This window comes from Roseateles cavernae (assembly GCF_040187885.1).
Classification (GTDB): domain Bacteria; phylum Pseudomonadota; class Gammaproteobacteria; order Burkholderiales; family Burkholderiaceae_C; genus Roseateles_E; species Roseateles_E cavernae.
Genome location: NZ_JBDPLH010000013.1, coordinates 65,635 through 83,991, shown reverse-complemented (window position 1 = coordinate 83,991; position 18,357 = coordinate 65,635). Strand labels below are relative to the sequence as shown.

The following is an 18,357-nucleotide window of genomic DNA, read 5'->3' as shown; positions in this document are numbered from 1 at the left end:
CACTGGCGGGTGCTTTTGTGCCGGCACTTTGGCGCCGGCGTCAGACAGCAGTCCGATCAGGCTCGGTCGCGAGCTGAAACCAGCGCATGGGGCCGCCTGTGTGACAGGCTGGTCCCTCCGGCGGGAATCGAACCCACATTTGCCGCTTAGGAGGCGGCCGTTCTATCCATTGAACTACGGAGAGCCATTGCCCCGGAGCCGGGGCGGCGCGAATTGTCGCATGAGCGGCGGGTTCGACACCCGGGATCGCTGCCCCTGCTACTCCCACTTCCACTGCCAGATCAGGTCCACCGCGCTCTCCTCGCCGGCCTGGGCGCGCAAGGTGAATCGGCGTGCGATGCGGTAGATCAGCTGCCAGCTGCCGGTGGTGGCATTGAGGCCGCGCTCGTAACCGAGGTACCAGCGGCGCGAGATGTTCTTGCCCAGGCGCACGATGGTGCCGCGCGAGTCGTCTTCGCCCTGGCTCAGCGACAGCTCGTCCAGCCCCAGGTTCTTGATCAGCTTGCCCGAGGTGCTCTCGCCTTCGCCGCTGAGCAAGGCCAGCGCGGCGCGCTGCAGCAGGGCCGTGTCGGTGCGGCCCAGGCCGTCGGGCGCACGGCCCAGCAGCAGCCAGGAGAGCTTGTCGGTGTCGCCCATATCGGGCTCCGAGAACAGCTTGATGCGCGGGTTCAGCGCCGTGCCGGTCAGGGTCACGCCGACCCGGATATCGGTATTCGGGCGCACCGCCAGCACGTTCAGACGCGGGTTGTCGACCACGCCGGCGAAAGTGATCTCGCCGCGTTCGATATCCAGGCGCTGGCCATAGGCGTCGTAGGTGCCGCCGAAGGTGCGCAGCACCCCGGTCAAGGTCGGCCCCGCCCCCTGATGCACCAGCTTCAGCTCGCCGCGCAAGCGGGTGTCCAGGCCGCGCCCCTTGATGCGCAAAGCCTGCCCCAGATCCAGCGTGAGCTGCACATCGATCTTCGGCGCCCGGCCGCTGGCGCGCGCACGCCCGGCCTCGGGCACGGCACGGTCGGGGCGCAGCACCTGCACATCGTCATCCAGGCTGGGAGCATCGCCACGACTGAAGTCGAACAGACCCTCATCGACCTTGAAGCGCCCGTCGAGGCTGAAGGCTTCCCGATTGATCTTCAGGCTGGCTTGCCCGCTGGCGCTCAGGCGCCGGTCGACCCGGCTCAGCGCCGCGAAGCGTTCGGCCGTCATGCTCAGCGAGAGCTCTGGCTTGTCGCCCAGCAGTGCGCGGCCCTGGGCGCTGAGCTTGCCATCGCCGCCACGGGCGCTCAGGCGCTCCAGGGTGGCGGTGCTGCCGTCGAGCCTCAGCGCGAACTCGCCGTCGCGCACATCGACGCCCAGCAGCGGGTTGCGCAGCGCGATCTGCGCGCCATTGGCCTGGCCGATGATCTCCGGGGCACCGACCTTGCCGGCCAGCTGGACCCCGGCAGTGAAGCTGCCGCCCAGGCGCCAGCCCGTCGGCACCCAGCTGCCCCAGGTGCTCAGGTTCTCGACATTGGCCTGCAGCACGCCCTCCAGTGGCGCATCCGGCGCGGGCCACAGGGCCTGCGGCGAGGTGCGACTGGTGATGGCGCCGCCCAGCACGCCCAGATTGCTGCCGGCCACCGCCTGGGTGAAGTGCCAGACCCCGCCGCTGGCCAGCAGGCCCAGGCGCAGCTCGCTCAGGCCCAGGGCCTGGACACCGGCCTCATCGGTCACGGTCAGGTCGCCGCCGGCCCGGCTGAGCGCGATGTCGACCTCCACCTGCGGCGCGCTGCGCACCCGCGCCCGCCCGCCCATCACCAGCTTGCCGCCCCAACCGAAGTCAGGTTGCCAGCGCGCCAGCAGCGGCGCCACCGCCAGCGGCTCCAGTTCGAGCTCGGCGCTCAGCTGCGGCTGCCCGTTGGCGTCGCTGGCAGCCAGCCACTGAATCTGGCTCCAGCGCAGCCCGGCACCGGCCAGCTCGAGCCGGCCTGGCGCCAGATCGGCCTGCTGCAGCACGATCGATGAGCCCAGTTGCAAGCTCAGCTTGACATCGCGCGCCGAGACCCAGTCGGGCTGCTCGCTGCGCGTGGGCCGCAGAAGCAGCCGGCTGGCCTGGACCTGCCAGTTGACTGGGGCCTTCGCCTGCCGCCAGGCCAGCCAGGGTGAGGCCGAGAGCTGACCGTTCAGCGCCAGCAGCAGGCTGCCGCTGAGGCCGGCGGGGTCGGCGATGGTGGCGGCCCAGGCCGGTGTGGGTGTGTACCCCAGGCCATCGAGCTTGAGCTGATGGCGGGCCCAACTGCCCTGCAAATCGAGCTGGGCCTGGCTGACCAGGCTGCCGTTGAGGCTCAGCTGCTTGAGCTGGGCCTGGGCGCGCAGCGGGGCATCGATGCGGCTGTCGAGCTGCCAATCCAGTGTCGCGCCGTCCAGGCGCAGGCTGTCCAGCCCGGGCAGATTCTTCAGCTGCAGCGCCTTGGCCTCGAGCCGGCCGCTGGTGCTGCCGCCGCCGTCCTTGCCGCTATCCCTGCCATTCAAAGCCAGCGTGCCCTGCAGGCCGCCGCTGAGCTGGGCCTGCGGGGCCCACAGCGTCAGCAACGGGGTCAGCGCTGCAAGCTTCGGCGCGGCGATCTCGGCGCGGCCCTGAGGCGTGGCGCCGCCCTGGGCGCTCAGGCGCAGCCGGTTGTCCGCGCTGCTGAGGTCCAGCTGCAGCTCGGGCTTGGCGCTGGCCTGATAGCTGATCTGGCCGTCCAGACCCACGCCGGCCAGCAGGCTGGGCTGGAGCTGCAGCTTGGCGGTGCCGAGCGGCCAGGCATCGGCGCCCTGACGCAGCTCGGCCTGCAACGTGGCATCCAGGCTGTGCTGGCCCTTGGCCCAGCCCGAGCCGGCCTCGCCGGCCCACAGCAGGCGGGGATCGAAGTCCTGCGCGCTGGCGCTGAGTTTGGCGCTCCAGCCCTGCGGGCCGCTGGCGGGCAAGACCTGGCCCTTGAGATCCAGGCGCGAGGCCCCCGATTGCAGCAGGGCCTGCTGCAGCTCGATCTGGCGGCCGTCGCTGTTCGCACGCAGCTGCAGCTCGACCGGCCGGCTCAGCTTGGCGCTCTGCTGCCAGTCGCCGCTGAGCCGCCCATCCAGGTCCAGGCTGGGCCTCTCGCCGAGCTGGCCCTTCAGATCGACGCGGCCGCTCAGCCGCAGCGCCGGCAGCCGGGCATCGAGGGCGGCGCTGCGCAGCTCGCTGACACGGGCCTGCAGCTGCAGGCCCGTGCCCTGGGCGCTGAGGCGGCCGGCCGGCGCGCCGGCGCTGCCCAGCTGGGCCTCCAGCACATCGACCTTCAGGCTGCTGAGGTCCTGCAGGCCCTGCAGATGATCGGGGCGGGCCTGCAGATCGAGCTTGAGGCTGTGTACCGGCAGGCGCTGCTGGTCCCAGCGGCCGGCCGCCGCATTGCGCAGCTCGGCCAGCAGATGGGCCGGCTGGTCCCAGGCGCTGGCCCTGAGCCGCGCATGGCCGCTCAGCACCGTGCTGGGCAGGCCGCTGTGCAGGGCGGCGAGGTCGAATTTGTCGGCGTTCAGCTCGGCGGCCTGCAGCGGCCAGCGCGCGAACGGGCGCAGCGCGGCGTTCAGCTGCAGCGCCTGGCCGGCGGTCTCGGCTCTGGCCTGCAGCGCCGGCGCGTCAAGCGGACCTTTCAAGGTGGCCTGCGCCTGCCATTGCGCGCCGGAGCGCAGCAGGGCCTGCAGATCCACAGCCATCGCAGCGCTGGTCTGCACACTGGCCTGGCCGCTGAGCGAGAGCTTGTCCCAGGCCAGGTGCTGCAGCTCGATGCGGTGGCGCTGGCCCTCTTGTTCGGCGAGCCAGACGCCGGCGCGCAGATCGCGCAGCGGCTGCGCGCCCAGCGGCGGTGCGTGCACCTCGTCCACACGCAGATCGGCAATCTGCACCGCCAGCGGCAGGGTCAGGTCTTGCGGCGCGGTGATCGGTTCGGTCGAGGCCGGGCTGTCGGGCCAGCCCAGCGCCAGGCGTCGCGCCTGCAGGCGCTTGATCTCGAGCCGGCCCCACAGCAGCGGCGTGCGCTCCCAGGCCAGGCTCAGACCCTGCCAGCGCAGGTCCTGCATGTCGATGCTGAAGCCGGGGCTCTGGTAGCGCAGCCGGCGCGCCGAGAAGTCGCCCAGCAGCGGGCCTTGCGGCGCCTCGAGCTGCAGGCCCGGCACTTGCCGCAGGAGCCAGCCCGTACCGGGCTCGGTCTTCAGGCCCCAGTACAGGGCCAGGGCGCCGACGGCGGCCAGGCCGGGCAGGGCCAGGCTGGTGGTCAGCAGCAGGCGGCTGCGCTTCTTGCGAGGCAGCGTGGCCGGTGCCGGCGTGCTGTGCTCTTCGCTCATAGCGCGATGCCGACGCTAAAGTGCAGCCGCCACTTGCGCAGCTCATGGCCGCGCGCGATGTCGATGCGCAGCGGCCCGACGGGGCTGCGCCAGCGCACGCCGACGCCATAGCCGAGGGCCGGTTTCAGGTCGCCCCAGCGGTCGGCGGCATTGCCGGCGTCGATGAAGGCCGCGCCCCAGAGGCTGGGCATGGTTTCGCTGATCGGACGGGCGATCTCGGCGCTGGCCGCGAACAGCATCCGGCCGCCAACGCTCTGCTCACCCTCGGTGGGGCCCAGGCTGCGGTAGGGATAGCCGCGCACCGAGTCGTCGCCGCCGGCGCGGAACAGCAGCTTGTCGGGCACGCCGATGTCCTGCTTGACGAAGACCTGACCCAGCTCCAGCCGGGTGTTGGCATACCAGGTCTGGCCGCTGAGCTTGAAGGGCCGGTACCAGGCGGTCTTCAGATTGACCCGGCCGAAGAAGCCGTTGGCGCCGATCGAGCTGTCGGCGCGGCCCAGGCCCAGCTGCAGCGAGGCTGTGTGTCCCTCGGTCGGCAGCAGATTGTTGTCGACCCGCCGGCGTGTCCATTGGCCGTTGATCGACAGCGCGCCGGTGCTGACGCTCAGATCGTCGGCGCGCTCGTGCGCACGCAGCAGCTCGAGGTAGTAGAGCCGTTCGTCGCGGGTGGTCTCGCGCAGCCGGCCCAGCCGGGCCGTCAGGCTGGTCTTGACCCCGCCTTCGCTGCGGTCCTCCTCCAGCGCGATCGAGCCCAGATTGCGCTGCATATCGTTCTGCGGATGCGAGGTCAGCTCCAGCGAGGCGGCGCGCAGATCGCGGCCCAGATCCAGCTTGCTGAGGCTGCGCATCGGCAGGCCGAAGGGGATCAGGTGCAGGTGTTCGAGCGTGACGCGCTGGCCGGTGTTGGCGTTGTAGCCGATGCCGGTGGTGGCCTGCTGGCGCGGCGCCTCGCGCAGGCGCACCAGCACCGGCGTGGCCTCGGCCTGCTCGGCCTCGGGCTCGATATCGACGCTGGCGCCATCGAAGAGCTGGGTCTGCAGCAGCCGCTCCTGGAAGTCCAGCAGGCCGCGCTCGCTATAGGGCTGGCCCGGCGCAAAGCCGGCCAGGCGCCGCACGGTTTCCTCGTGCTGGTATTTGAGTCCCTCGATGCGCAGCTCGCCGAGGCGGAACAGCGGGCCGCTGTCGAGCTGCAATTCCAGCTCGACGCTATTGGTCTCGGCCTGCACGCGCGCGGCCGTGTGGGCCCAGCGCGCCAGCGGGTAGCCGCCGGCGCGGGCGGTAGCCAGGGCCTCGGTCTTGCCCGAAGACCAGCGGCTTTGCAGGAAATAGCGGCCCGGGTCGAGATTCCAGTCCTCGCGCAGCTGGGCGCGCAGACGCTCGGCCAGGGCCTGGGCATCCTCGCCCTGGGGTTCTTGCAGCGCGCCGGCAAAGCTCAGGTCGAACCGGGCCACCTCGGTGCGCGGCCCGGGCGTGACGGTCAGCCGCACGCGCTGCAGGCCGCGCTCGTCGGCCGCCAGGCGCTCGAAGCCGGCCTCGGCGTTGAAATAGCCCTCGGTCTCCAGCAGCGAGCGGGCCTGGGCCGGCGCGGCGGCGGCCAGGCGGTCGAGCTCGATACGGCTCAGCCGCTCGTCCTCGCCGATGCGCTGAAAGCGCGCCAGGTCCAGGTGCTCCTGCAAGAGCGGGCGCAGCGCCTCGGGCGCGTCGATCTCGAGTTCGTAGGCGATCTTCTGCGGGTCGGCTGCCGGCGCGCCGGCCGGCTTGCCGCCATTGAACAGGCCGCTCAGGCTGGCGCAGCCCGACAGCAGCAGACTCGCCAGTGCGATGCCTGTGCGCAGCGTGCCCCCCCTCATTTGCTCAGCAAACGCATGGCGCCTTCCAGCCCGGCCAGCGAGAGCGGAAACATGCGTTGATGCATGATCTGCTGGACCAGCGCGATGCTCTGGCGGTATTGCCAGACGCCTTGCGGCTCGGGGTTGATCCAGGCGTACTTCGGGAAGGCATGGGTGAGCCGCTGCAGCCATTCGGCGCCGGGCTCCTCGTTGTTGTATTCGACGCTGCCACCGGCCTGCAGGATCTCGTAGGGGCTCATCGTCGCGTCGCCGATGAAGATCAGCTTGTAGTCCTTGTTGTACTTGCGGATGATGTCCCAGGTCGGGAACTTCTCGGCGAAGCGGCGGCGGTTGTTCTTCCAGACGAAGTCGTAGACGCAGTTGTGGAAGTAATAGAACTCCAGATGCTTGAACTCGGTCTTGGCGGCCGAGAACAGCTCCTCGACACGGTGCACATGCTCGTCCATCGTGCCGCCGACATCCATCAGGAGCAGCACCTTCACCTTGTTGTGGCGCTCCGGAATCATGCGGATGTCCAGCATGCCGGCATTGGCCGCGGTCTTGTGGATGGTGTCGTTCAGGTCCAGCTCGAGATCCGAGCCTTCGCGGGCGAAGCGGCGCAGCCGGCGCAGTGCCACCTTGATATTGCGGGTGCCGAGCTCGAGGTTGTCGTCATAGTCCTTGTAGGCGCGCTGCTCCCAGACCTTGACCGCACTTTTCTGCCCGCCCTGGCCACCGATGCGTATGCCCTGCGGGTTGTAGCCGCTGTTGCCGAAGGGGCTGGTGCCGCCGGTGCCTATCCAGCGATTGCCACCCTCATGACGTTCCTTTTGCTCCTCGAAGCGCTTTTTGAGCGTCTCCATCAGCTCGTCCCACCCCATCTTCTCGATGGCGGCCTTCTGCTCGGGCGTCAGTTCCAGCTCCAGATGCTTGCGCAGCCACTCCAGCGGCACCTCCTTCGTGAAGTCGGTCAGCAGCTCGACGCCCTTGAAATAAGCGGCGAAGGCGCGGTCGAATTTGTCGAACTGGGCCTCGTCCTTGACCAGGGTGGTGCGGGCCAGGTAGTAGAAGTCGTCTATCGTCGGCACGCCGTCGGCGCCGATCACCCCGGCCTTCAGTCCCTCCAGCAGGGTCAGGAACTCCTTGACCGAGACCGGCAGCTTGGCCGCGCGCAGGGTGTAGAAGAACTTGATCAGCATGGGCTCGGGTGGGGCAGGGTGGGCTGTTGATTATCCACATCCGATGCTGCACCGCAGCCAGGCCCGCTATCCGCTAGCATCGCGCTGACAAGACCGCCGGATCGGAGTGCCATGGCCACCGAAGTAGAGAGCACCTTGCTGGCCCTGTACGAGGCGATCAGCGAGCAGGACGGCATCTGGCAGGGCCGCCATGGTGACTGTCTGCTGAGCAGCAGCTTCCAGCCCATCTACAGCTTCCCGCACCGCCGCCCGGTCGGCTACGAGGCCCTGGTGCGGGTGCAGGACGGGCAGGGGCGGCTGCTGTCGCCGATGAGCTTGTTCGAGCGGGTCGGCAGCTTCGAGGAGCAGGTGCGGCTGGACCGGCTGTGCCGCCTGCTGCATGTGCACAACTTCGTCGCCCAGCAGGCGCAGGACAGCTGGCTGTTCCTGAATGTGCACGCGGCGGTCTTCGTCAATGTCGCCGAGCAGGCCGAGATGCTGGCGCGCGCGGTCGAGGTCGTGCACCAGCTGGGCCTGCCGATGCAGCGCCTGGTGTTCGAGGTGACCGAGGACGTGATGTCGCAGGATCACAAGTTCGAGCTGGCGGTCGAGCAGGCGCGCGCCACCGGCTGCCTGCTGGCGCTGGACGATTTCGGCGTCGGCCATTCCAACTTCGACCGCATCTGGCGCATCCGGCCCGAGATCGTCAAGCTCGACCGCAGCCTGCTGACCCGCGCGATGGACTCCAAGCGCATCGCCCGCGTGCTCAGCCAGATGGTGGCCCTGCTGCATGAATGCGGTGCCCTGGTGCTGCTGGAGGGCGTCGAGACCCAGGACGAGGCCCATCTGGCGCTGGACGCCGATGTCGACCTGGTGCAGGGCTATGCCTTTGGCCATCCCTCACCGCAGCTGCTGAGCAAGGCGGTCAGCGGCGAGGTCGAGAGCGCCTGGGAGCTGTTCGACCAGCGCCATCTGCATCTGCGGCATGCCGACGAGGAGCGGGTCGCACCCTTTCTGACCGCACTGACCCTGGCCCTGCAACCCTTGCAGCAGGGCCGGCCGCTGGCCGAGGCCTGCGCGGCCTTTTTGCGGCTGGAGCAGGCCCAGCTCTGCTATCTGCTGGACGAGCAGGGCCGCGAGCAGGGCGAGCGGGTGGCGCCCTCGGGCCGGGTCGATGTGGTCGACCCGCGTTACGCGCCGCTGGAGCGGGCCGGCGATGCCCGCTGGGCCCGCCGCCCTTACTTCCGCCGTGCCATCGCCTCGGTCGGCGAGGTGCAGGTGACCCGCCCCTACCTCAGCCTGCACGGCGCCCGCATGTGCGTCACCGTCTCGGTGGCCTTCTGGCGCGATGGCCAGCTGCGGGTGCTGTGCGGCGATATCGACTGGGGCCTGGCCGAAGGGGACTGATCAGCCCTTCCTGGTGCGGGCGGGCGCCTGGTCGTACTTCTTCAGCCAGCCGAAGAACTCGCCGTACCAGAGCTTGCTGTTGCGCGGCTTCAGGATCCAGTGGTTCTCGTCGGGGTACCAGAGCAGGCGCGCGTCGACGCCCTTGGCCTTCAGCGTGTTGTAGTAGGCCAGGCCCTGGGCATCGGGCACGCGGTAATCGAGCGCACCGTGTATCACCAGGGTCGGCGTGGCCATGTGCTTCGCGAAGGCGTGCGGGCTTTGCGAGGCCACCTTGGCGGCATCGTCCCAGTACCAGGCGCCGAGTTCCTTGGCATGCCAGGTGTAGGCGTCGTCGGCGAACATGGCCTGCCAGTCGTAGCAGCCGGCGTGGCAGACATAGGCCTGGTAGCGGCCCGGTTTCACATGGCCGTTCATCCAGGCGACCATATAGCCGCCGTAGCTGCCGCCGGTGGCGAAGACGCGCTTCTTGTCGGCCCAGGGCTTTTTGAGTATCCAGTCGGTGCCGGCCTCGACGTCCTGCAGCTCCAGCTCGCCCCAGCGCTGGGTGATCGAGTCGAGGAACTGGTAGCCGAAGCTCGAGGAGCCGTGATAGTTGACGCAGGCCAGCACATAGCCCTGGCTGGCGAAGACCTGGTGGTTCCAGCGGAAATGCCAGCTGTCGCCGAAGGCCGTGTGCGGGCCGCCATGGATCAGATGCATCACCGGGTACTTCTTCTTCGCATCGAAGCCGGGCGGGTAGACCAGCCACATCTGCACATCGTCGCCCTGGGCGCCGGGGTAGACCACCTCCTCGTGGCGGCAGAAGGCGTAGTCGGCCAGCAGCCTGTCGTTGAAGGACTCGATGCGGCTGATGACCTGACCTTGGCCCTCCTCATCCCCCTCGCTGACGACCACCGACAGGCGCGGCGGATGCTGGACGCTGTCGTGCTGCACGACCAGGGTGCCGGCTTCCAGCGCGAAGGCCGTTGCATTGCCGCCCTCGAAGAGCTTGAAGGCCTCGCAGGTCTTGACGTCGAAGCGCCAGAGGTGGCGGCGGCCGCGCTCCTCGGCGCCGAACAGCAGGCCCAGATCGTCCTCATCCCAGCGCAGCGGCGCGGTGACCTCGTAGTCCCAGTGCTCGGACAGCACGGCCCAGTGACCTTGCGTGTCCAGCACCGCCAGCTGCGAGGGCATGGTGTGCTTCTTGCCCTGGTGGCTGGCCAGGAAGGCCAGGTGCTGGCCGGCGTGGCTGTAGCGCGGCGCCTGCAGGTCCCAGTCCTTGTCCTGCAGCAGCGTGCGGATCGCGCCGCTCTTGAGCTCGACCTCGGCCAGCGCATAGCGGTTGTCCAGGCGCTTCTCGGCGGCGGGGTCGAAGGCGAACGCGATGCGCTTGCCGTCCGGCGCGATGTCGAAGCAGTGGGCGTCGGGGTCGGCGCGGGTCAGCTCGATGTCCGTGCCCTCGAACAGGTCGCGGGTCTTGCCCGTGGCCACATCCATCACATGCAGATGCGCGACCCGGCCCATCGGCACATGGTGGTCCCAGTAGCGGTAGACCGCCTCGCTGGTGACGTAGCCGCTGGCCTTGCGTTCCTTGAACTCCTTGTGCGCCTTGGCCTGGGCGGCCGCACCCTTCAGCCCGGGCCAGACCCAGGAAATGAAGGCGATGCGCTTGCCGTCCGGAAACCATTTGAAGGCCTCGACGCCGGTGGCCACGCTGCCGACGCGCTGGGCCTCGCCGCCGTCCGGCGCGATCAGGTAGAGCTGGGCTTCCTCATCCTTGCTGCCTTGCTGCTCGCGGCGGGCGATGAAGGCGATCCGGTCGCCCTGCGGGCTCCATTGCGGCTGGCCGTCCTTGTCGCCGGCGCTGGTCAGTGCGCGCGGCGCCCCGCCCAGCGTCGACAGCAGCCACAGGCCGGACTGGGCCTTGTTGCTTTCCATCGAATAGCGGGTCACGGCGGCCACGGCCTGGGCGCCATCGGGCGACAGGCTGGGGGCGCCGACGCGCTCGACCTGCCACAGGGCGTCGACGTCGAAAGTCTTCTTGGGGGTTTTCTTCAGCGGGGTTTTGCGAGTTGCCATTGCAGATGGGTTTTGACGGTGGGCCATTCGGTCGCGGTGATGCTGTAGACGGCGGTGTCGCGCAGCGTGCCGTTGCTGGCGCGCATGTGCGAGCGCAGGATGCCGTCGAGCTGGGCGCCCAGACGCTCGATGGCGCGGCGGCTGGCGCTGTTGAAGCGGTGGGTGCGGAACTCGACCGCGATGCAGTCGAGGGTCTCGAAGGCATGCGTCAGCAGCATCAGCTTGCACTCGGTGTTCAGCAGGCTGCGCTGCACGCTGTCGCCATACCAGGTGGAGCCGATCTCGACGCGGCGGTTCGCGTTGTCGACATTCATGAAGGTGCTCATGCCGACGATGCGCTGCTCGGCATCGAAGACCGTGAAGGGCAGCATGCGCTGCTGGGCGAGCAGATCGAGCCGGCGCCGGATCTCGGCGGCCATGCCCTCGGGGGTCGGGATCGCGGTGTACCAGAGCTGCCAGAGCTCGCCTTCGCGCACGGCGGCCTGCAGGCCGGCCTCGTGCTCGGCGGCCAGCGGTGCCAGCGTGGCGTGGCGGCCGCTCAGCGTGACCGGTGTGCAGATGACCGTCGTGTCAGTGCTTGCCATTCAGTCTCTCAGTATCAGTTTGCGCGCCAGCCAGCGGCCCAGGCCGCAGCCCACAAGGATCAGCGCCAGGCCGATCAGCTCGGGAACGCCCCAGGCGGTGCTGGCGATAAAGTCATAGCCCAGCCAGCGGCCGAGCTGCCAGCCGGCCAGCGCGCCGAGCACGAAGCCGATGGCGTCGGCCAGCCCCTGCCGGAAGGCCTTGCCCAGGTCTTGGCCGCTCATCGGTTGTTCCGCTGCATGAAGACCAGCTTCTCGAACAGCGTCAGGTCTTGCTCGTTCTTCAGCAAGGCGCCCACCAGGGGCGGGATCAGCACCTTGTCATCGCCGCTCTTCAGCGCCTCGGTCGGGATGTCCTCGGCCACCAGCAGCTTCAGCCAGTCCAGCAGCTCGCTGGTCGAGGGCTTCTTCTTCAGGCCGGGCAGATTGCGCACGTCGAAGAAGGTCTTCATCGCGGCGGCCAGCATCTCGGACTTGATGTCGGGAAAGTGCACGTCGACGATCTTCTGCATCGTCGACGCATCGGGGAACTTGATGTAGTGGAAGAAGCAGCGACGCAAGAAGGCGTCGGGCAGCTCCTTCTCGTTGTTCGAGGTGATGAAGACCAGCGGGCGATGCTTGGCCTTGATCAGCTGGCGCGTCTCGTAGCAGTAGAACTCCATGCGGTCGAGTTCGCGCAGCAAGTCGTTGGGGAACTCGATATCGGCCTTGTCGATCTCGTCGATCAGCAAGGCCACCGGCGCATCGGCCTCGAAGGCCTGCCACAGCACGCCCTTGACGATGTAGTTCTCGATATTGCGGACCTTGTCCGTGCCCTCGATGCCGGAGAGCTGGCTGTCGCGCAGCCGGCTCACCGCGTCATACTCATACAGGCCCTGCTGGGCCTTGGTCGTGCTCTTCACATGCCACTGCAGCAACGGCAGCTTCAGGGCCTGGGCGACTTCCTCGGCCAGCATGGTCTTGCCGGTGCCGGGTTCGCCCTTGACGAGCAGGGGACGCTGCAGCGTGATGGCGGCATTGACCGCCAGCATCAGGTCGGCGGTGGCGACGTATTGGTCCGAGCCTTGAAACTTCATGGTGTAGATCAACGACAGATGGGCAGCGGGCCAGTATACGGGCCCCCTATAATCGCGCCCGGTGTCAGATCCAGACCCAGCACTACAACACTCGGGACCATGAAAAAACTGCTGCAGATTTCGCTCGCTTTGGCCGCTACCGTCGGAGCCCTGACCTCGGTGCAGGCGCAGGATGTGGCCGCCGGGCAGAAGAAGGTGGCCATGTGCATCGGCTGCCATGGCATCCCGGGCTACCAGTCCAGCTTCCCCGAGGTGTACAAGGTGCCGATGATCTCGGGCCAGGGCGCCAAGTACATCGCCGCCTCGCTGAGCGCCTATGCCAAGGGCGAGCGCAAGCACCCGACGATGCGCGGCATCGCGCTGAGCCTCACGGAGCAGGACATCGCCGACATCTCGGCCTACTACGAGCAGCATGGCAAGAGCACGACGACCGTGCCCGAGGCCGCCGTGCCGGCCAGCGCCCAGGTCACCGAGCTGCTGAACAAGGGCGCCTGCGCCTCCTGCCATGGTGCGAACTTCAGCAAGCCCATCGACGGCAGCTATCCCAAGATCGCCGGCCAGCATGCCGACTATCTGTATGCCGCGCTGAAGTCCTACCAGGTCGAGGGCAACACCGTGGTGGGCCGCGGCAACGCCATCATGGCCGGCCAGGTCAAGCAGTTCAGCCATGCCGAACTGAAGGCCATGTCCAAATACCTGGCCTCGCTGCCGGGCGAGCTGAAGGTCGTGCCGCAGCCCAAGCTGCGCTGAGAACCCCGGGTTTGCCCGAGCAAACCGCCTCTTGTAGGCGGTTTTTTTGCGCCTGATTCCGGCATGGCGACGTGTGCCACACCCGATACTGAGGGCTTGTCGCATCAGCACAGGTCGCGCCATGCTCAAGAAGATTCCAACCCCGCAGGTTCAACTCGGCATGTTCCTGCAGTCGATGGAGGGATCCTGGCTCTCGCATCCGTTCTGGAAGACCAAGTTCGTGCTGCAGGACCCGGCGGACCTGGAGGCGCTGCGAACCAGCGGCGTCGTGGCGGTCTGGATCGATGTCAGCAAGGGTGTCGATCTGGAATTGCCGGCGCCGGCCGATGCGGCCCTTCCGGTCCCAGCCGTGGCCGCCGCGCCGCCGCCCAGCCCGGCGCCGCCAGCCCCTCGTGCCAGCCTGGGCGAGGAGATGGTGCGCGCCGGCCAGTTGGTGAGCCGGTCGCGCGAGACGGTGATGAGCTTGTTCGGCGAGGCCCGGCTCGGGCATGCCGTCGATGCCGAGCAATGTCTGCCCCTGGTCGAGGACGTGGCCAGCTCGGTGGCGCGCAACCCGTCGGCGCTGATCAGCCTGTCGCGGCTCAAGACCAAGGACAACTACACCTATATGCACTCGGTGGCGGTATGTGCGCTGATGGTGGCCCTGGGTCGCCAACTGGCTCTGTCCGAGCAGCAGGTGCGCGAGGCCGGTCTGGCCGGACTGCTGCACGACGTCGGCAAGATGATGATGCCGCTGGAGGTGCTCAACAAGCCCGGCCAGCTCAGCGATGCCGAGTACGCGACGATGCGTTCCCACCCCCGGATGGGCTTCGAGGCGCTCAAGGCAGGCGGTGCGGTGCCCGATTCGGCGCTCGATGTCTGCCTGCACCATCACGAGAAGATGGACGGCAGCGGCTACCCGGACAAGCTGGCCGGCGAGCAGATCAGCCTGCTGGCGCGCATGGGGGCGGTCTGCGATGTCTACGACGCGATCACGTCGAACCGGCCTTACAAGGTCGCCTGGGATCCGGCCGGCTCGATCCAGCGCATGGCGCAGTGGCAGGGCCATTTTGATCCGGCGGTGTTCCAGGCCTTCGTCAAGAGTGTCGGCATTTTCCCGGTCGGCACCTTGGTCAAGCTGCATTCGGGCCGGCTCGCGGTGGTGATCGAACAGAATCCCGTCAAGCTGGTGGCGCCGGTGGTGCGGGTGTTCTACTCGACCCGCTCCAAGCTGCCGGTGCCGGTACAGGTGCTGGATCTGTCGCAAGCCTCCTGCAACGACAAGATCGTTGGCCGCGAGCTGCCGCAGGACTGGGGCTTCACCCATCTGGACGAGCTCTGGGCCAAGCCCGATGCGCGCGGCTGATCCGGGCTAGCCCCATCAGGTGAATCCCAGGGGCTGCGCGCTGCCGCGCCTGCCTACACTCGCGCCACCGTCCGTTCACAGTTGGGAGTTCCCGAATGAAGAGAAAGCCGTTTTTGCTGCTGGGCCTGGTTAGCGCCGCCTGTGCGCTGAGCGTGCAGGCGCAAACCCTGCGCTGGGCCAGTCAGGGTGATCCCCAGACCATGGATCCGCACTCTCAGAACGAGAGCATGACCAATATGATGAACGGTCAGGTCTACGAGCGGCTGACCAAGCGCGATGCCAAGCTCAATATCGTGCCGGGCCTGGCTTCCGAGTGGAGCCAGCCCTCGCCGCTGGTCTGGCGCTTCAAGCTGCGCCCGGGCATCAAGTTCCATGACGGCGCGCCGCTGACCGCCGATGACGTCGTGTACTCGATCAACCGCGCCAAGGAGCCGACCTCGCAGATCGCCGTCTATGCGGCCGCTGTCGGCACGCCGAAGAAGATCGACGATCTGACCGTCGAGTTCCAGCTGCAGACCTTCAACCCGATCTTTCTGCAGCATCTGGACACGCTGTGGATCATGAGCAAGAGCTGGAGCGAGCAGCACAAGGTGACCCGCCCGCTGGACTTCAAGAACAAGGAAGAGGCCCACACCAGCCGCAACGCCAATGGCACCGGGCCCTATATGCTGGTGACCCGCGAGCCCAGCGTGAAGACCGTCTACAAGCGCAACCCGAACTGGTGGGGCAAGTTCGACGGCAATGTGCAGGACATCGTATTCACGCCGATCGGCAATGACGCGACCCGCCTGGCCGCTCTGGTGTCCGGCGAGATCGACTTCGTGCTGGACCCGGCGCCGCGCGATGTGCCGCGGCTGCGCAATACCCAGGGCGTCAAGATCGTCGACGGGCCGGAGAACCGGCTGGTGATGCTGGGCATGGACCAGGCGCGCGACAAGCTGCTCTATGGCGCGGTGCCGGGCGACAAGAATCCGCTGAAGGACCAGCGCGTGCGCAAGGCGCTCTACCAGGCCATCGATGTCGAGACGATGCGCACCAAGCTGATGAATGGCCTGTCGGTGCCCACCGGCGGACTGACGCCGTCGCCGCTGGGTTCCTACAACGACCCGGCCATCGAGACCCGCTACCCCTTCGACATCGCCGCCGCCCGCAAGCTGATGGCCGACGCCGGCTATGCCGACGGCTTCGAGCTCACGCTGGACTGCCCGAACAACCGCTATATCAACGACGAGGAGATCTGCCTGGCCGTGGCCACGATGTGGGCGCAGCTGAAGGTCAAGGTCAAGGTCAATGCAATGCCGCGCGTGACCTTCTTCCCCAAGGTCGAGAAGCTCGACACCAGCGTCTATCTGTACGGCTGGGGCGGCGCCATCACCGATGCCGAGACCATGATGACCCCGGTGCTGCGCAACCGTGGCGAGAAGGGTGTCGGCGCCTACAACTACGGCAACTTCAAGAATGACAAGTTCGACCAGCTGGCCGCGCAGAGCAGCGTCGAGGCCGATGCCAAGAAGCGCGAGCAACTGATCAAGGCCGCGCTGATGGAGGTCAAGGAGCAGGTCAATGTGATCCCGCTGCACCGCCAGGTCATCCCCTGGGCCGCACGCAACAATGTCAATGTGGTGCACCGCGCCGACAACTGGTTCGAGACGGCCTGGGTCACGGTCAATCCGAAGTAAGAGGATCCGAGCGGATCGACAAAACGGCCTGCGGGCCGTTTTTTATTGGCCGCACTTTCCGGCGCTGATGCGGCATTTGTTCCGGCGCGCCCTGGCCATACTCGCTGCATCTCCCTGCCCGAGTTGCCCCTCGCCATGCGCTTGCCCTCTATTGCCGCCCGCCCGTTGAGCCTGATGGCCGCCCTGTGTCTGCTTGCCTGCGGTGGTGGTGGAGGTTCGGACTCGGGCGGCGACGGCGGCACGACGCCGGCCGCCGACCTGGTGCTCAGCGGCGTGGCCGCCGTCGGCGCGCCGCTGGGCGGCGCCCGCATCAGCGTGGTCGATGCCAAGGGTGCCAGCGTCGGCTCGGCCGTGGCCCACCCGGTCGAGGGCACCTACCGCCTGACCCTGTCGACCCAGAGCCCGGCGATGCCCCTGCTGCTGCAGGCGCGCGGCATGGACGCGGCCGGCCAGCCGCAGGTGTTGCACGGCACCGTGCAGACCGCCGCCGCGACGATGACGGCCCAGCTGACCCCGCTGAGCGACGCCGCCGTGGCGCTGGCTCTGGGCACCGACCCGCGGCCGGTGTTCGCCAAGGCCGCCGACAACGCGGCCCTGCTGGCCAGTCTGAGCAAGACCGGCGCTGCCGCCGATTTCCTGAAGACCATCGTCAAGACCCAGCTGACCGAGCTGAAGATCAGCGATGCGGCCGCCCTGAACCTGCTGGGCGATGCCGGCTTCGCGGCCGTCAAGAGCAACAGCCAGGACCTGCTGATCGAGAGCCTGCGCATCAGCCTGGTCACCAACAGCAAGGGTGTCGAGCAGCTGCAGCTGGGCAACAAGCTGCTGATCAATCAGCCGGCCGAGGTGCTGGTGGATCTGGCCACGGCCAAGACCGAGCTGGCCAAGAGCGCCGATGCGGCGCCGGCCAATGCGATCAGTTCCACGCTGAAGGCCACCACCGGCGCCGCCAAGGTGCTGCCCGAGCTGGCCACGATGGACGATCTGGGTGCGGCGCTGAACAAGCTGATCGCCCAGGGCGCCAGCGCCGCCACCTTTGCCGCCTCCGAGCTGCTGGTCGGCTACGAGGGCCACAACGGCCGCACGCTCGCCGAGCTCTCGGCGCTGCTGGCCGGCTATGCGCAGAAGAACTGGCAGTTTGGCCGCTTCCAGCTCGGCGGCTGTGCCGACGATGTGGCGGTGACGGCCGGCTGCAACCGCGTGCTGGTGGCCGCACCGGTCAGCGACAGCAGCGGCGCCACGGTCGCGCTGTTCAGCGATGCACTGAGCCTTACCAAGCCCAAGTGGCTGCTCAAGGGCAATGGCAAGAAGCTGGAGTTCAGCCTGCTGCCGGTCTCCTGGCTGGGTCTGGACGCCGGCGGCGCGCTGTCCAGCGTCGTTGCGCCGGCCAGCAATCCCGGCCTGGGCGTGCAGCTGCTGCTGCAGGCGCAGGACAGTGCCGGTACGGCGCTGCTCGACAAGGCCACGGTGCAGACCCCCGGCGGCTTCAGCATCCCGCTGGCCTATTGCGGCCAGCGCTGGCTGTGCATCAGCGCGGCCGCCGGCGCGACCTCGGCCGTGGCCAGCGGCGCGCTGTCCGACACCTTGCTGCAGCCCACCAGCCTGGGCTGGCTGGGTGGCGCCGACACCTTGCGCGCTGCCCGCTACCTGGCCAGCTACACGCTGGCCGGCACGGCCGAGACCCGCAACAGCTGGCTGCGCGCCGAGCTGCCGGCCAGCGCGCCGGCCGCCGCCCGCCATCCGGCGCTGGACGGCGTCAGCGCGAGCGCCCCGCTGAGTGCCGCCGCCCTGGCCGGCGGCCTGGCGCTGAACTGGTCGAGCTGGGCCGGCGCCAACCCCGATCTGCGCCTGAGCGGCGTGCGGGCGCTGATCCGCTACAGCGGCAGCGTGACGATCAGCGACTTCACGCCCGCCTTCCCGCCGGCCAGCACGCTGAGCCTGCCGGCGCTGTCGGCCCAGGCCGGGCAGACGCCGCTGGCCTACGAACTCTGGCTCACGGCCCAGGACGGCGCGGGGCGGCGGCTGGTGACGCGGTATACGCTGCAGCCCTGAGCGCCGGCGCGCGGCCCACACTCCTAGGGATGGGCCGGGGCAGGGGGCGCACCTAGCCTGA

Annotated in this window: 12 protein-coding genes and 1 tRNA gene; 5 read left to right on the top strand and 8 right to left on the bottom strand. The window is 68.4% G+C overall.

Going from position 1 to position 18,357, the window contains the following annotated elements; translation table 11 throughout:
* Window positions 1–109: 109 nt before the first annotated feature.
* From ABGI63_RS23580 to ABGI63_RS23565, 4 genes are all read right to left on the bottom strand, one after another.
* Window positions 110–184 (bottom strand) — tRNA-Arg (locus ABGI63_RS23580).
* Between the two features lie 74 nt (window positions 185–258).
* Window positions 259–4,341 carry a translocation/assembly module TamB domain-containing protein gene (locus ABGI63_RS23575; protein ID WP_349745010.1) on the bottom strand — a complete coding sequence of 1,361 codons (4,083 nt, stop codon included), beginning with the start codon at window positions 4,339–4,341 and terminating at the stop codon, window positions 259–261.
* Window positions 4,338–6,191 (bottom strand): autotransporter assembly complex protein TamA, encoded by a 1,854-nt coding sequence (locus ABGI63_RS23570; RefSeq protein WP_349745009.1) that lies wholly within the window; start codon window positions 6,189–6,191, stop codon window positions 4,338–4,340. Before ABGI63_RS23570 ends, ABGI63_RS23575 begins: the two co-directional genes overlap by 4 nt.
* The gene (locus ABGI63_RS23565; protein WP_349745008.1) at window positions 6,188–7,369 is read right to left on the bottom strand and encodes a vWA domain-containing protein; all 1,182 of its coding nucleotides are present in this window, start codon (window positions 7,367–7,369) and stop codon (window positions 6,188–6,190) included. The genes ABGI63_RS23570 and ABGI63_RS23565 overlap by 4 nt, the downstream gene beginning before the upstream one ends.
* A gap of 111 nt (window positions 7,370–7,480) precedes the next feature.
* Between ABGI63_RS23565 and ABGI63_RS23560 the strand changes: the two genes are divergently transcribed.
* Window positions 7,481–8,755, top strand: coding sequence for a sensor domain-containing phosphodiesterase (locus ABGI63_RS23560; RefSeq protein ID WP_349745007.1), 1,275 nt, complete (start codon window positions 7,481–7,483; stop codon window positions 8,753–8,755).
* On the opposite strand, the gene ABGI63_RS23555 is transcribed toward ABGI63_RS23560, so the two are convergent.
* From ABGI63_RS23555 to ABGI63_RS23540, 4 genes are read right to left on the bottom strand one after another with little or no spacing between them, the layout of a single operon-like run.
* Window positions 8,756–10,813 carry a S9 family peptidase gene (locus tag ABGI63_RS23555; RefSeq protein ID WP_349745006.1) on the bottom strand — a complete coding sequence of 686 codons (2,058 nt, stop codon included), beginning with the start codon at window positions 10,811–10,813 and terminating at the stop codon, window positions 8,756–8,758.
* On the bottom strand, window positions 10,789–11,397 hold the full coding sequence (locus ABGI63_RS23550) for a GNAT family N-acetyltransferase (protein ID WP_349745004.1): 609 nt from the start codon (window positions 11,395–11,397) through the stop codon (window positions 10,789–10,791). The genes ABGI63_RS23555 and ABGI63_RS23550 overlap by 25 nt, the downstream gene beginning before the upstream one ends.
* On the bottom strand, window positions 11,398–11,619 hold the full coding sequence (locus ABGI63_RS23545) for a hypothetical protein (RefSeq protein WP_349745002.1): 222 nt from the start codon (window positions 11,617–11,619) through the stop codon (window positions 11,398–11,400).
* On the bottom strand, window positions 11,616–12,470 hold the full coding sequence (locus ABGI63_RS23540) for an AAA family ATPase (protein ID WP_349745001.1): 855 nt from the start codon (window positions 12,468–12,470) through the stop codon (window positions 11,616–11,618). Before ABGI63_RS23540 ends, ABGI63_RS23545 begins: the two co-directional genes overlap by 4 nt.
* 99 nt (window positions 12,471–12,569) lie before the next feature.
* On the opposite strand from ABGI63_RS23540, the gene ABGI63_RS23535 reads away from it, so the two are divergent.
* From ABGI63_RS23535 to ABGI63_RS23520, 4 genes are all read left to right on the top strand, one after another.
* Entirely contained in the window at window positions 12,570–13,220 is a 651-nt protein-coding gene (locus tag ABGI63_RS23535; protein WP_349744999.1) for a c-type cytochrome, read from the top strand.
* Between the two features lie 121 nt (window positions 13,221–13,341).
* The gene (locus ABGI63_RS23530; RefSeq protein ID WP_349744997.1) at window positions 13,342–14,565 is read left to right on the top strand and encodes an HD-GYP domain-containing protein; all 1,224 of its coding nucleotides are present in this window, start codon (window positions 13,342–13,344) and stop codon (window positions 14,563–14,565) included.
* Window positions 14,566–14,660: 95 nt separating this feature from the next.
* Complete coding sequence (locus tag ABGI63_RS23525) at window positions 14,661–16,244, top strand: ABC transporter substrate-binding protein (RefSeq protein WP_349744996.1); 1,584 nt, start codon at window positions 14,661–14,663, stop codon at window positions 16,242–16,244.
* 135 nt (window positions 16,245–16,379) lie between these two features.
* On the top strand, window positions 16,380–18,296 hold the full coding sequence (locus ABGI63_RS23520) for a hypothetical protein (protein ID WP_349744995.1): 1,917 nt from the start codon (window positions 16,380–16,382) through the stop codon (window positions 18,294–18,296).
* Window positions 18,297–18,357: the final 61 nt, after the last annotated feature.